This is a genomic window from Streptomyces sp. NPDC054956 (assembly GCF_053609185.1).
Window position 1 is genome coordinate 49,635 of the sequence record NZ_JBSGXB010000009.1, and the last position, 14,298, is coordinate 63,932.

Annotated in this window: 13 protein-coding genes; 12 read left to right on the top strand and 1 reads right to left on the bottom strand. The window is 73.4% G+C overall.

The annotated features are described in order from the left end of the window. The first annotated feature begins 33 nt into the window (after positions 1–33). The 7 genes from ACWGDE_RS03630 (at position 34) to ACWGDE_RS03660 (ending at position 6,686) form a co-directional block, all read left to right on the top strand. Positions 34–369: a (2Fe-2S)-binding protein gene (locus tag ACWGDE_RS03630; RefSeq protein WP_453387324.1), complete on the top strand. Its 336-nt coding sequence runs from the start codon at positions 34–36 to the stop codon at positions 367–369. Next, entirely contained in the window at positions 350–1,858 is a 1,509-nt protein-coding gene (locus tag ACWGDE_RS03635) for an FAD/NAD(P)-dependent oxidoreductase (RefSeq protein ID WP_453387325.1), read from the top strand. The genes ACWGDE_RS03630 and ACWGDE_RS03635 overlap by 20 nt, the downstream gene beginning before the upstream one ends. Before the next feature lie 76 nt (positions 1,859–1,934). After that, a complete protein-coding gene (locus ACWGDE_RS03640) occupies positions 1,935–2,864 on the top strand; it encodes a dihydrodipicolinate synthase family protein (RefSeq protein ID WP_453387326.1) in 930 nt (309 codons plus the stop codon). A 48-nt stretch (positions 2,865–2,912) separates the two neighbouring features. Then, a complete protein-coding gene (locus ACWGDE_RS03645; protein ID WP_453387327.1) occupies positions 2,913–3,917 on the top strand; it encodes a proline racemase family protein in 1,005 nt (334 codons plus the stop codon). Further along, on the top strand, positions 3,914–4,945 hold the full coding sequence (locus tag ACWGDE_RS03650; RefSeq protein WP_453387328.1) for a proline racemase family protein: 1,032 nt from the start codon (positions 3,914–3,916) through the stop codon (positions 4,943–4,945). The genes ACWGDE_RS03645 and ACWGDE_RS03650 overlap by 4 nt, the downstream gene beginning before the upstream one ends. A gap of 23 nt (positions 4,946–4,968) precedes the next feature. Next, the gene (locus ACWGDE_RS03655) at positions 4,969–5,901 is read left to right on the top strand and encodes an ornithine cyclodeaminase family protein (RefSeq protein ID WP_453387337.1); all 933 of its coding nucleotides are present in this window, start codon (positions 4,969–4,971) and stop codon (positions 5,899–5,901) included. A gap of 74 nt (positions 5,902–5,975) precedes the next feature. Continuing rightward, entirely contained in the window at positions 5,976–6,686 is a 711-nt protein-coding gene (locus ACWGDE_RS03660; protein WP_453387329.1) for a GntR family transcriptional regulator, read from the top strand. Positions 6,687–6,723: 37 nt separating this feature from the next. Here ACWGDE_RS03660 and ACWGDE_RS03665 read toward each other — a convergent pair whose 3' ends face one another. Next, positions 6,724–8,187: a hypothetical protein gene (locus ACWGDE_RS03665; protein ID WP_453387330.1), complete on the bottom strand. Its 1,464-nt coding sequence runs from the start codon at positions 8,185–8,187 to the stop codon at positions 6,724–6,726. Between the two features lie 155 nt (positions 8,188–8,342). On the opposite strand from ACWGDE_RS03665, the gene ACWGDE_RS03670 reads away from it, so the two are divergent. From ACWGDE_RS03670 to ACWGDE_RS03690, 5 genes are read left to right on the top strand one after another with little or no spacing between them, the layout of a single operon-like run. Then, entirely contained in the window at positions 8,343–10,091 is a 1,749-nt protein-coding gene (locus ACWGDE_RS03670; RefSeq protein WP_453387331.1) for an ABC transporter substrate-binding protein, read from the top strand. 2 nt (positions 10,092–10,093) lie between these two features. After that, the gene (locus ACWGDE_RS03675; protein ID WP_453387332.1) at positions 10,094–11,050 is read left to right on the top strand and encodes an ABC transporter permease; all 957 of its coding nucleotides are present in this window, start codon (positions 10,094–10,096) and stop codon (positions 11,048–11,050) included. Next, complete coding sequence (locus tag ACWGDE_RS03680; protein ID WP_453387333.1) at positions 11,047–12,033, top strand: ABC transporter permease; 987 nt, start codon at positions 11,047–11,049, stop codon at positions 12,031–12,033. Before ACWGDE_RS03675 ends, ACWGDE_RS03680 begins: the two co-directional genes overlap by 4 nt. Further along, positions 12,033–13,133, top strand: a complete 1,101-nt coding sequence (locus ACWGDE_RS03685) for an ABC transporter ATP-binding protein (protein WP_453387334.1) — start codon at positions 12,033–12,035, stop codon at positions 13,131–13,133. Before ACWGDE_RS03680 ends, ACWGDE_RS03685 begins: the two co-directional genes overlap by 1 nt. Beyond that, positions 13,130–14,143 carry an ABC transporter ATP-binding protein gene (locus ACWGDE_RS03690; RefSeq protein WP_453387335.1) on the top strand — a complete coding sequence of 338 codons (1,014 nt, stop codon included), beginning with the start codon at positions 13,130–13,132 and terminating at the stop codon, positions 14,141–14,143. The genes ACWGDE_RS03685 and ACWGDE_RS03690 overlap by 4 nt, the downstream gene beginning before the upstream one ends. The last annotated feature ends 155 nt before the right edge of the window (positions 14,144–14,298 follow it).

Below are 14,298 nucleotides of genomic sequence, written 5' to 3' on the forward strand. Positions count from 1 at the left end.
CCACGTCAGAGGAATCGAGGAGGACGGACAGCGATGAGTGAAGCGACGAGGGGGCGGCGACGGTCGCCCCGGGAGCTGGTCGGCGGGGCGCCGGTGGAGAGTTGGAGCATCGGCTTCGACGGGCGCGAACTGCCCGCCCGGTCCGGGCAGAGCATCGCCGCCGTCCTCTGGTCCGCCGGCATCCTCGCCTGGCGCACCACCCGCGAGACCGGCTCCCCGCGCGGCGCGTTCTGCGGGATCGGGAGCTGCTACGACTGCCTCGTCACCGTCAACGACCGCCCGAACCAGCGCGCCTGCCTCGTGCCCGCCCGCCCCGGAGACCAGGTCACCACTCAGGAAGGAACCGGCCATGCCGACCTCACCGTCTGACCCCGCCGGGTCCGACCACGGCGCGGCCGACCGCACGGGGTCTGAGCGCACGGGGTCTGAGCGTGCAGGGGCCGCCCCCGCCGGGGCGGCCCCGGTGGCCGGCGGGCCGTGGGATCTCGCCGTGGTCGGTGCCGGACCCGCCGGGCTGGCCGCCGCCGTGGCCGCCGCCGGGCTCGGCCTGCGCGTCGTCCTCCTCGACGCGGGGGAGCGGCCCGGCGGGCAGTACTACCGGCACCCCGCGCCCGGACTCGGCGCGGCCCGCCCCGAGGCCCTGCACCACGACTGGGACGCCTTCGCCTCGCGCGAAGCCGCCCTGAGGGCCCACGAGGCCGCCGGGCGGATCGGCTACCTCCCCTTCCACCACGTCTGGACCGTCGTCCCCGAGGACACCGGCGCCCCCGCGTGGAACCTGCACGCCGTCGCCGGCCCCGAGGAGCGCGCCGTGAGCGTGACGGCCCGGGCCGTCCTGCTCGCCACCGGCGCCTACGAGCGCCAACTGCCCTTCCCCGGCTGGACCCTGCCCGGCGTCGTCGGGGCCGGCGGGGCCCAGGCCATGCTCAAGGGCGGGCTCGTGCTCCCGGGCCGGCGGGTGGTCGTCGCCGGGAGCGGGCCCCTGCTGCTCGCCGTGGCCGGCTCGCTCGCCGCCGCCGGGGCCCGCGTGCCCGCCGTGGTCGAGGCCGCCGCCTACACCGGCTACGCCGGCCACACGCCCGTCCTGCTCCGCAACCCCGCCAAGCTGGCCGAGGCGGCCACGTACGGCGGCGCCCTGGTCCGCCACGGCATCCGCCTCCTGACCCGGCACGCCGTCACCGAGGCCCACGGCTCCGACCGCGTCGAGGCCGTCACCGTGGCCCGCCTCGACCGCGACTGGCGTCCGGTTCCCGGCACCGCCCGCCGCATCCCCTGCGACGCCCTCGCCGTCGGCCACGGGCTCGTCCCGCAGCTGGAACTGGCGACCGGACTGGGCTGCGCCACCGCGGTCGGCCCGGACGGGGCCGTCGCCCTGGAGCTCGACGCCGAAGGCCGTACCTCCGTCCCCGGCATCTGGTCCGCCGGGGAGACCGGCGGCATCGGCGGAGCCCAGCTGGCCCTGGCCGAGGGGGAGATCGCCGCCCACGCCGTGGCCGGCCGGCCCGTCCCGGCCCGGCTCGCCCGGACCCGTACGAGGCTGCGCGCCTTCGCCGCCGCGATGGCCGCCGCGCACCGCCCCGGCCCCGGCTGGACCGGCTGGCTGCGCGAGGACACCGACGTGTGCCGCTGCGAGGAGGTCCCGGCCGGCCGGATCAGGGAGGCCGTCGAAGACCTGGGCGCGCGGGACGCCCGTACGGTCAAACTCCTCACCCGGGCCGGGATGGGCTGGTGCCAGGGCCGGATGTGCGGTCCGGCCGTCGCGGCACTGGCCGGAGGGGCCCCCGCGCCGGACCGCAGGCCGCTGTCCTGCCCGGTCCCGCTGGCCCACCTCGCCGAACTTCCCTCCTCCGACCACTGATCAGGGGCGCCGCGAGTCTTGTGGCCGCCTCGCACCCACTAGTAAAATGTCACACATCACTCTAGGGAGCATCCTCATGACCTTCGCGCACACCCCCGCGCCCGCCGCAGCGGACCACCGCACCCGTCCGTGGCACGGCATCATGGTCGCCACCGCATTGCCCCTGCGGGAAGACCTGAGCGTCGACTACGACGCCTACGCCGAGCACGTGGCCTGGCTGATCGCCAACGGCTGCGACGGCGTCGTCCCCAACGGCTCCCTCGGCGAGTACCAGACGCTGACCGAGGAGGAGCGCGCCCGCGTCGTCCGTACCGCCGTCGAGGCGGCCGGCGACGGCGCCCGCGTCATGCCCGGCGTGGCCGCCTACGGCAGCGCCGAATCCCGCCGCTGGGCCGACCAGGCCGCCGAGGCGGGCGCGGGCTCCGTCCTGCTGCTGCCCCCCAACGCCTTCCGGGCCGACGAGGACACCGTGCGCGCCCACTACGCCGAGGTCGCCCGCGCCGGGCTGCCCGTCGTCGCGTACAACAACCCCATCGACACCAAGGTGGACCTCGTCCCGTCCCTGCTCGCCAGGCTCCACGCCGACGGCTCCATCGTCGCCGTCAAGGAGTTCAGCGGCGACGTGCGGCGCGCCTACGAGATCGCCGAACTCGCCCCGGGCCTGGACCTGCTGATCGGCGCCGACGACGTCCTGCTCGAACTCGCCCTGGCCGGCGCCGTCGGCTGGATCGCCGGCTACCCCAACGCCCTCCCGCAGTCCTGCGCCACCCTCTACCGGGCCGCCGTCGCCGGAGACCTCACCACCGCGCTCCCGCTCTACAAGTCCCTCCACTCGCTGCTGCGCTGGGACTCCAAGACCGAGTTCGTCCAGGCCATCAAGCTCTCCATGGACCTGGCCGGCCGCCCCGGCGGCGCCACCCGCCCGCCGCGCTTCCCGCTGACCGGCGAGATCGACGCCGCCGTCCGCGCGGCCACCGAGAAGGCCCTCGCCGAGGGCCTCAACTAACACCGGGCCTCAACCAACCACGTCACCACGTCAGTCAGGGGAAAGCGGATGCGTACGCGCCACGTCTACCACGCGGTGGACTCGCACACCGAGGGCATGCCCACCCGGGTGATCACCGGGGGAGTCGGGGTGATTCCCGGCGCCACCATGGCCGACAAGCGGCTCCACTTCATCGAGCACCTGGACCACATCCGGACCCTGCTCATGTACGAGCCGCGCGGCCACTCCGCGATGAGCGGCGCGATCCTGCAGCCCCCGACCCGCCCGGACGCCGACTACGGCGTCCTCTACATCGAGGTGTCGGGCCTGCTCCCCATGTGCGGCCACGGCACCATCGGGGTCGCCACCGTCCTGGTCGAGACCGGCATGGTGCCCGTCGTCGAGCCGGTCACCACCGTCCGGCTGGACACCCCGGCCGGGCTGGTGAGCGTGGACGTCCGCGTCGAGGACGGAGCGGCCACCGCCGTCACCCTCACCAACGTTCCGTCCTTCAGCGTCGGGCTCGACCTCAAGGCGGAGGTCCCCGGGTACGGCACGGTCACCTACGACCTCGCCTACGGCGGGAACTTCTACGCCTTCGTCGAACTCGACGCCCTGGGCCTGCCCTTCGACCGGGAGCGCGGGGACGACCTCCTCGCCGCCGGACTGGCCGTCATGGACGCGATCAACGCCTCCGACGACAAGCCCGTCCACCCCGAGAACCCCGCGTTCTCCGGGGTCAAGCACGTCTACCTCGCCGCCCCCGGCTCCGACGCCCGCCGCTCCCGGCACGCGATGGCCATCCACCCCGGCTGGTTCGACCGCTCGCCCTGCGGTACGGGGACCAGCGCGCGCATGGCGCAGCTGCACGCCCGGGGGCAGCTGGCGCTGGACACGGACTTCGTCAACGAGTCCTTCATCGGCACCGAGTTCACCGGCCGGCTCGTCGGCGAGACCACCGTCGGCGGGCTCCCGGCCGTCGTGCCCACCGTCACCGGGCGGGCCTGGATCACCGGCACCGCCCAGTACTTCCTCGACCCGTCCGACCCCTTCCCCGGAGGGTTCCTGCTGTGATCACCGTTCGGACCGAGGACTACCACGCCGCCGGGGAGCCCTTCCGCATCGTCGACACCCTCGCGGCGGGCCTGCCTCCCGTGCCCGGCGACACGGTCGCCGAGCGCTGCGCCACCGCCATCGGACCGGGCGGCTCCGGCACGGCGCCGCGGCGGGGAGCCCTGGACGACGTACGAAGGTTCCTCGTCCAGGAGCCGCGCGGGCACGCCGGGATGTACGGGGGCTTCATCTTGCCGCCCGACGACGACGGGGCCCACTTCGGGGTGCTGTTCTGGCACAAGGACGGCTACTCCACCGCCTGCGGCCACGGCACCATGGCGCTCGGAGCCTGGGCCGTGGACACCGGCCGGGTCGCCGCCCCCGACGACGGCGAGGTCCAGGTGCGGATCGACGTGCCCTCGGGGCGGGTCTGCGCGACCGTGCACCGTACGGCCGGCCGTACCACCGGGGTCACCTTCCGCAACGTCCCGGCGCGCGGCAGCGCCCGCAAGGTGCCCGTCGCCACCACCCTCGGCATGACCGAGGCCGACATCGCGCACGCCGGGGCCTGTTACGCCTCCGTCGCGGCGCGGGACCTCGGCCTGGAGGTGACCCCGGCCGCGCTGCCCTCGCTCGTGCGGGCCGGGCAGGAGATCCGGGCGGCGCTCGCCACCCACCCCGGGACCTGGCACCCGGACGGGCCGCTGCTCTCCGGGGTCTACGGGGTGATCCTGTACGAGGAGATGCCCGACACCCCGTTCGGGCCGCACCAGCGCAACGTCACCGTCTTCGCCGACGGGCAGATCGACCGCTCGCCCTGCGGCTCCGGCACCTCGACGCGGCTCGCGCTGCTGTCCGAGGACGGGCGGCTGGGGGAGGGGGAGGACCTGCTGCACGAGTCGGTCGTGGGCACGGTGTTCACGGGCCGCGTCGCCGGGCGCGTGGCGGACGGCCTGATCACGGAGGTCACCGGTACGGCGTACCGCACCGGCGAACACCTCTTCACCCTCGACCCGCACGACGCCCTCGGCGCGGGGTTCCTGCTGTGATCCCCCAGCTGTCGGGCGCCGCGATGGCCGGGCTGCTCACCCCGGCCGCCGCCGCGGACGCCCTGGCCGGCGCACTGCTCGCCGGGCTGGACCCGGAGACCTGTCCGCCGCGCAGCGCCCTGCCGGTGCCCGGCGGCGGGGAACTGCTGCTGATGCCGGCCGCCACCGGCTCCTACGCGGGCGTGAAGATCGCCGGGGTGGCGCCGGGGAACCCCGCGCTCGGGCTGCCCCGGATCACCGGGTCGTACCTCCTGCTGGACGGCCCCACCCTGCGTCCGCTGGCCCTGCTCGACGGGGCGGCGCTGACCACCCTGCGCACCCCGGCGGTCTCGGCGCTGGCGCTGCGCCATCTGGCCCCGGCCGGGCGGCCGCTGCGGCTGTTGCTCTTCGGGTCGGGGCCGCAGGCGTACGGGCACCTCGAAGCGGTGCTGGCGATCCGGCAGCTCGCGGAGGTGGTCGTCGTGGCCCGCGCGGGGTCGCCCGACAGCGCGGAGCGCGCCGGGAAGCTGGCGGCGCACGCGCGGGGGCTGGGGGTGCCGGCCCGGCCGGGGGCGGCGGCGGAAGTGGCCGACGCCGACCTGGTGATCTGCTGCACCACCTCCCGCGAACCCCTCTTCGACGGGCGGCTGGTCGCACCGGGAGCGACCGTGGTCGCGGTCGGCTCGCACGAGCCGGACGCCCGCGAGGTCGACACGGCGCTGGTCCGGCGGGCGGCCGTGTACGTGGAGTCGCGTGCGGCGGCTCTGCGCGAGGCGGGGGACCTGCTGGTTCCGGAGGCGGAAGGGGCCATCGGGGCCGGTCATATCAGCGGCACCCTGGCCGACCTGGTCGCGGGCCGGATGCCGGGAGCGGGGACGGGGAGTTGTCCACAACTCTTCAAGAGTGTGGGCATGGCCTGGGAAGATCTCGCTGTGGCGGTCGCCCTGTTCGAGGCCGCCGGGAGAGGTGTCCGCTGAGGAGCAAGCGCAACGTGACATTGTACGCTGTTCCTCCGCACGCCGGTGGTGTGAGCGGTCTCGGAGGATATGCAATGGGTGACCTGAAGCAGCACAGTCTCATCAAGGCTCAGGAACGGCTCCGCGACCAGGTCGGCCACGCCCTGCGGGCAGCCCTGATAGCGGGTGAACTGCGCCCCGGGAGCGTCTACTCCGCCCCCGGCCTCGCGGCCGAACTCGGCGTCTCGGCCACCCCGGTGCGCGAGGCCATGCTCGACCTGGCCCGCGAAGGCCTGGTCGAGCCGGTCCGCAACAAGGGTTTCCGGATCACCGAGGTCAGCGAACGCGACCTGGACCAGTACACCGAGCTGCGCACGATGATCGAGGTCCCGACCATCGGCCGGATCACCAAGATCGCGACTCCGGAGCAGCTGGAGGCGCTGCGCCCGATCGCCGAGGAGATCGTCACCAGCGCCCGCGAGCACAACCTCATCGGGTACCTGGAGGCCGACCGCCGCTTCCACCTGACCCTGCTGGGCCTCTCGGGCAACGACCGCCTGGTCGAAACCGTCGGCGACCTGCGCAAGCGCTCCCGGCTGTACGGCCTGACCGGCCTGGACGAGGCCGGGAAGCTGGTCTCCTCGGCCGAGGAGCACATCGAACTCCTCGACCTGATGCTCACCGGCGACGCGGAGGCGGCCGAAGCCTGCATGACCCGCCACCTCGGCCACGTCCGCTCCCTGTGGGCCCAGGGCCGCGACGAGCCCGTCGGCCGCATCCCGGGCGGCCTGGGCTCGGGCCTGTAGCCCCGGGGCCGGCCCGCCGCCGACTGCCCGCCGGCGGCTATGCGGGCCCGCGCCCGGCGGCCGGGTCGCGGGTTACCAGGTCGAGCACCGCACGCATCGCCTCCACCGGCAGCCGGGGTGAGCGGGCGGCCCACCGGGCGACGCGCTCCGAGCCGTCGCCGAGCAGGCGCACCACGGTCTCCGGAGCCGCCCGGGGGTCCGCGGCGACGGCCTGCCGTACGGAGGGGTCCTCGTCCGCCGCCAGCCGCTCCCGCAGCGCGGCCGGCAACTCCGGGTCGCGCACGGCCAGTGCGCGCATGTGGGCGTCCGGGTCGGTGGCGAACCGCCGGAGCACCTCGGGCGGGAAGGTGTAGTAATCCGCGGGCCGCTCCAAGGACTTCTCGTCCTCATGGCGCCGCTCGATGTCCTCGGCCGTCGCGAGGTCCGCCCCGGGCGTCCGGGACAGGGCGGTCATGCGGACCCGCGGGTCCTCGTCGTGGAGCATCTCCCGTACGAGCCCCTCCGGCAGCCGCCCGCTGCGGGCGGCCGCGCGCCGCAGCCCCACGTGGGGGGAGCGGGCGTGCGGGACGGGGTCGGCCTCGACCCAGGGGAAGTCCTGCCTCTCGAGGAAGAAGAGGACCCTCCCGCAATGGGCGTCGGACTCCTGCTCGTCCGGCAGCTCCTCCCGGCTCCGCAGGTTCCCGGCGACCAGCCACGCGTGGATCTCGTCCCGGAGCTCCGGCGGGGTGTCCGCGCGGGCGAAGATCTTTCCCCGCACGTGCGGATCCGGGTCCCGGGCCAGCAGGTCCCGTACCCGAGCCGGCAGTTGGGGGTGCTCGGCGAGGTTCAGCCGCACGGAGTAGTCGGGGTCGGCGGCCAGGGCGGCCGCGGTCTCCTCGTCCAGGCCGGCGAACCGTAGGGCGCGCCACCGTGTGGCCGGGTCGGCGAGCAGGGCGGCGAGCAGGTCGTCCGGCGGCCGGTGCCTGCAGGCGGCCGTCCGCACCCGAGGGTCGGCATCGGTGAGCAGGGCGCGCAGGAGGTGCGGTGCGGGCTCCGTCCGGCTTCCGGCCAGCGCCTCCCGCACCTGCGGGCTCGGGTCGGCGGCGAGAGTGGCCTGGGTGCGGGGCGACAGGCCGGGTTGCATCGCGAGGGCGTGCCGTACGAGCCCCGCGGGATCGGCGGCGAACAGGTCGTGCCGCCCGGCTGTGGCGTCCTCGGTCTGCACGCGCATCAACCGCACCCTGAAGTCCGGATCGACGGCGAGCCGGGCGGCGAACTCCGGCGGCAGCGACCTGCCGCACGCGAGCTCGAAGGCCTTGCCGTGGGCCAGGATCGCCTCGCACAGGAGCGCGCTGGGCGTGCCCCGCCGCTGTACCAGCGCGATCGCGGACAGGCCGTGGGGCAGGAGCGGGATGGCGATCTCGTCGGGAAGGGCGGGGTTTTCGGCGAGCCCGGTCATCACCTTGGTCGGGTGCGCGAGTTCGGGAATGCCGGGAAATCCGGGCGGGTCCGTCGAATCCATGGCCGGAGGGTAGGCGGCGTGGCCTCCAACTGCCATGGGCCCGGCCGGATTTGGACACGGCTGGATAACGGCCGCTCCAACCCCTTGTCAGTGCAATTTCACATTACTATGTTACCGGTCACATCATAGAGCGCGGCCCTTCACTGGAGTGACCCATGACCAAGCGCACCCAACTCGCCCTCGCCACCGCCCTGGTGGCCGCACTCGCACTCGGCGCCTCGGGCTGCTCCGACCCCAAGAAGGGCTCCGCCGGCGCGGGTGCCTCCAACCCCGCCTCGGCCAACGACGGCAAGACCCTCGGCGGGACCCCCGTCAAGGGCGGCACGATCACCGTCCTGTCCAACCAGGACTTCGCCCACCTCGACCCCGCCCGCAACTGGGTCATGCCGACGATGGACTTCGGCACCCGCCTCCTCTACCGCACCCTCGTCACCTTCAAGGCCGAGCCCGGCAAGGCCGGCAGCGAGCTCGTCCCCGACCTCGCCACCGACCTCGGCACCCCCTCCAACGGCGGCCGCACCTGGACCTTCACCCTGAAGGAGGGCGTCAAGTACGAGGACGGCTCGCCCATCAAGGCGCAGGACATCAAGTACAACGTCGAGCGCTCCATGGCCCCCGACCTCACCGGCGGCCCCGACTACGCGGCCCAGTACCTGACCGGCGCCGAGGGCTACAAGGGCCCGCTCCAGGGCAAGCACCTCGACTCCGTCAAGACCCCCGACGACCGCACGATCGTCTTCGAACTGAAGCGGCCCGTCGCCGAGTTCTCCGCGACCGCGACCCTGCCCACCTTCGCCCCGGTCCCCGAGGCGCAGGAGAAGGGCACCCAGTACGACGCCCGCCCGTTCTCCTCCGGCCCGTACAAGATCGAGTCGTACGACCGGGACAAGAAGCTGGTCCTGGTCCGCAACGAGCACTGGGATGCCAAGACCGACACCGTCCGCAAGGCCTACCCGGACAAGTTCGTGGTCGTCATGGGCCTCAAGGGCGGCCAGATCGACGACCGGATCATCGCCGGGGAGGGCGCCGACGCCTCCTCCGTCCAGTGGTCCGACATGCGGCCCGAGAGCGCCCCCAAGGTGCTGCCCAAGCCGGAGATCAAGTCGCGGCTGCTGGCCGAGTCGCAGGGCTGTACCGAGATGCTCCAGATGAACAACTCCCGCGCCCCCTTCGACGACCCGAAGGTCCGCGAGGCCATGCAGTACGCCCTCGACAAGGAGGCCGTGGTCACCGCGGGCGGCGGCCCGGCCCTCAACGAGATCGCCACCGCCTATCTGCCCCCGGCCCTCTCCGGCGGCAAGCAGGCCGACACCCTCAAGATCGCCCCGGCCGGCGACCCGGCCAAGGCCAAGGAACTGCTCAAGGCCGCCGGCAAGGAGACCCTGAAGGTCTCCCTCGCCGTCTCCACCGGCGACAAGGGCAAGGCGGAGGCCGTCCAGCAGGGCCTGGCCCGCGCGGGCGTCGAGGTCGTCATCGACACCGTCGACCCCGGCGCGTACTACGACGTCATCGGCGACACCACCACCGCGCCCGACCTCGTCCTGTCCGGCTGGTGCCCCGACTACCCCTCCGGGTCCACCTTCCTCCCCTTCCTCTTCGACGGCCGCACCATCAAGGCCAAGGGCAACCAGGGCAACTACTCGCAGTTCCGCGACGACGCCACGATGAAGCGGATCGACGAGATCAACGCCATGGCCGACGCCAAGCAGGCCAACCAGGCCTGGATCGACCTCGACGCCGAGATCATGAAGAAGTCCCCGGCCGTCCCCGTCCTGCTGGAGCGCAAGCCGCTGCTCGTGGGCACCAACATCGCCGGCGCCTTCGGCCACCCCGTCTGGGTCGGCCAGCTCGACTACGCCACCATCGGCCTCAAGGACCCCGCCAAGAGCCAGAGCCAGGGCTGAACATGACCGCCGCCATCGCCGCCACGTCCCCGGACGCGGCGGCGGTCACGGAGATCCCTCCGGGCAGCAGCCCCTGGCAGCTCGCCCGGCGGGAACTCCGCCGCCGCCCCGCCGTCCGCGTCAGCCTCTGCGTCGTCCTGCTCTTCGTCCTGATGGCCGTCACCGCCCCCTGGCTGGGCGCGCTCGGCGGCTGGTCCCCCGAGGAGTTCGACAAGTCCGCCATCGACCCCTACCTCGGCGGCCAGCCCCTGGGCTCCTTCGGCGGGATCAGCCCCGAGCACTGGCTCGGCGTCGAACCCGTCACCGGCCGCGACCTGTTCGCCCGCGTGGTCCACGGCGCCCAGGTCTCGCTCCTCATCGCCTTCGCCGCCACCGCCATCGTCGTGGTGGCGGGCACCGCGGCCGGGATCGCCGCCGGCTACTTCGGCGGCCGCACCGACGCCGTCCTGTCCCGGCTGATGGACCTGACCATGTCCTTCCCCAGCCTCATCTTCATGATCGCGATGCTGTCGGTGGCCAAGGACGTCAACCGCATCGTCCTGATGACCGCCGTCATCGGCGTCTTCGGCTGGCCCGGCGTCGCCCGCGTCGTGCGCGGCCAGACCTTCTCCCTCAAGCACCGGGAGTACGTGGACGCCGCCCGGGTCGGCGGAGCGAGCTCCTGGCGCATCCTGACCCGTGACATCCTCCCGGGCGTCTCCGGGCCGGTCATCGCCTACACCACCCTGCTCATCCCCGGCATGATCAGCACCGAGGCCGCCCTCAGCTACCTCGGCGTCGGCGTCCGGCCGCCCACCCCGTCCTGGGGCCAGATGATCGCCGAGTCCGTGGCCTTCTACGAGACCGACCCCATGTACTTCGTCATCCCCAGCCTCTTCCTCTTCCTCGCCGTCCTCGCCTTCACCCTGCTCGGCGACGCCCTGCGCGACATCCTCGACCCGAGGGGCGGCCGGACGTGATCCTCTACCTCGCGCGCCGGCTGCTCGCCCTCGCGGGCGTCCTCCTCGCCATCGCCGCCGTCACCTTCCTCATCTTCTACGTGCTCCCCTCCGACCCCGCCGCGACCGCCTGCGGAAAGACCTGCAGCGCCGAGCGACTGGCCGACGTACGCGCCTACCTCGGCCTCGACCGGCCCGTGTGGCGCCAGTTCCTCGACTTCCTCACCGGCATCTTCACCGGGCGCACCCTCGGCACCGGCCAGTACGCCGTCCAGTGCGACTTCCCGTGCTTCGGCTACTCGTACGAGAACTCCCTGCCCGTGTGGGACCTGCTGATGGACCGCCTCCCGGTCTCCGCCTCCCTCGCCGTCGGCGCCGCCGCCCTGTGGCTGGTCCTCGGCCTCGGCGCGGGCGTCACCGCGGCCCTGCGCAAGGACACCGCCACCGACAAGGCCCTCATGGTCGGCGCCGTCGCCGCCGCCTCCCTGCCGGTCTACTTCACCTCGGTGATGCTCATCTACGGGGTCATCCGCGTCGCCGGACTCCTGCCCTACCCCAGCTACCAGGCCTTCACCGACAACCCGCTGGCCTGGGCGAGCAACCTGCTGCTCCCGTGGACCGCGCTCGCCCTGCTCTACGCCGCCATGTACGCCCGCCAGAGCCGCGGTTCGATGATCGAGGCGATGGCCGAGCCGTACATCCGCACCGCCCGCGCCAAGGGCATGCCCGAGCGCACGGTCGTCGTCAAACACGGACTGCGCTCCGGCATGACCCCGATCCTGACCATCTTCGGCATGGACCTGGGCGGGCTGCTCGCCGGAGCCGTCATCACCGAGTCCATCTTCGGACTCCCGGGCATCGGGCGGCTGTTCTACGGGGCGCTGGTCAACTCCGACCAGCCCGTCGTCCTCGGGGTCACACTGCTGGCCGCCTTCTTCATCGTCGTCGCGAACCTCGTCGTCGACCTCCTGTACGCCGTCATCGACCCGAGGGTGAGGTACTGATGACCCCCGTTCCCCAGCCGCCCCCCGGGGCACCCCCCGCCGGCGCTCCGCTCCTCGAAGTGCGCGACCTGCGCGTCACGTTCACCACACCGCGAGGCTCCGTACGGGCCGTGGACTCGCTCGGCTTCACCGTCGAGGCCGGCCGCACCCTCGGCATCGTCGGGGAGTCGGGGTCGGGCAAGTCCGTCACCTCGCTCGCCGTCATGGGCCTGCACCGGGGCGCCGAGATCGGCGGATCCATCACCCTGGCCGGGCAGGAGCTGACCACCCTGTCCGAGAAGCAGCTGTCCAAGCTGCGCGGCCGCAAGATGGCCATGATCTTCCAGGACCCGCTCTCCAGCCTGCACCCCTACTACACGGTCGGCGAGCAGATCGCCGAGCACTTCAGGGTCCACTTCAGGGCCGGCCGGGCCGCCGCCAAGAAGCGGGCCGTCGACATGCTCGGCGAGGTCGGCATCCCCGAACCCGCCCGCCGGGCGGGGGAGTACCCGCACCAGTTCTCCGGCGGCATGCGCCAGCGGGCGATGATCGCGATGGCGCTCGCCTGCGAGCCCGAGCTGCTCATCGCCGACGAGCCGACCACCGCCCTCGACGTCACCGTGCAGGCGCAGATCCTGGAGCTGATCGCCCGGCTCCAGGAGGAGCGCGGCCTCGGCGTCGTCATGATCACCCACGATCTCGGTGTGGTGGCCAGGGTGGCCCACGAGGTCCTGGTCATGTACGGCGGCCGCGCCGCCGAACAGGCCCCGGTGGACGACCTGTTCGCCGACCCGGCGCACCCCTACACCCGGGGGCTGCTCGACTCGCTGCCCCGGCTGGACGACAGCGACGACGAGCCGCTGCGGGCCATCCCCGGCTCCCCGCCCTCGCTGCTGGCCCCGGCCCCGGGATGCGCCTTCGCCCCGCGGTGCGGGACCGCGGCCGCGGGCGGCGAGGAAGAGCGGGAGCGCTGCCGGACCGAGCGGCCCGAACTCGCGGTGTACGGGTCCGGCCGAAAGGCGGCGTGCCACTTCGCGGGCCGCGGAACCCCGGCCGCCGCGGGCCCGCCGGGGCCACGGGCCACACCCGGAGAGAACGTTGCACGAGAGGTGTCCCGATGAGCCGGGAAGCGGCCCCGACGCGGGCTCCCGCCACGGCGGCCCGAGAAGAGCAGCCGCTGCTGCGCGTGCGCGACCTCACGATGTCCTTCCCCGGCAAGCGGACCGCGACCGGACGCCGGGGGGCGCCCGTGCGAGCCGTCGACGGCGTCTCCTTCGACCTGGAAGCGGGCCGGACCCTGGGCCTCGTCGGGGAGTCGGGCTGTGGAAAGTCCACCACCGGCCGGATGCTGGTCCGGCTGCTGGAACCGACCTCCGGCAGCGTCGAGTTCGACGGGAAGGACATCAGCCGGCTCTCCCAAGGGGCCCTGCGCCCGATGCGCCGGCACCTCCAGATGGTCTTCCAGGACCCGCACTCCTCGCTCAACCCCCGCCAGACGGTGGCCCGGATCATCTCCGACCCGCTGCTGGTGCAGGGTTCGAGCGCGGCGGACGCCCGCCGCCGGGCCGCCGAGCTGATGGAGCTCGTCGGACTGATCCCGGAGCACATCGACCGCTACCCGCACGAGTTCTCCGGCGGCCAGGCACAGCGCATCGGCATCGCCCGCTCGCTGGCCACCAGCCCGCGCCTGATCATCGCCGACGAGCCGGTCTCCGCGCTCGACGTCTCCGTCCAGGCGCAGATCGTCAACCTGATGGAGCGGCTGCGCGCCGAACTGGGCCTGGCCTACGTGTTCATCGCGCACGACCTCTCCGTCGTCAAAAGGGTCAGCGACCGGGTCGCGGTCATGTACCTCGGCCGGATCGTGGAGATGGGCGACAAGAAGTCGCTCTACGAGAACCCCCAGCACCCGTACACACGGGCGCTGTTGTCCGCCGTACCGCTGCCGGATCCGGCGGCGGAGCGGCGGCGCGAGCGGATCGTGCTGCTCGGCGACCCGCCGAGCCCGGCCGCCCCGCCGCCCGGGTGCACCTTCCACCCCAGGTGCCCCATGGCGCAGGAGATCTGCCGCACCGAACGGCCGCTGCTGCGGACCGTGGCCTCCCGTGAGGTGGCCTGTCATCTGGTGTAGGCGAAGGGGCCCGGGGGACTGACGGGGAACCCCGGGAGAAAAGGAGGGCCCCGGAGCCGACGACCAAAGGCGCCCGGGCCCGTCCCTGTTCCGTCCGTCCGTGCGGTCTCAGCCCACGCCCCGCTCCATTCGGAAGAACACCAGCACCCAGTCTC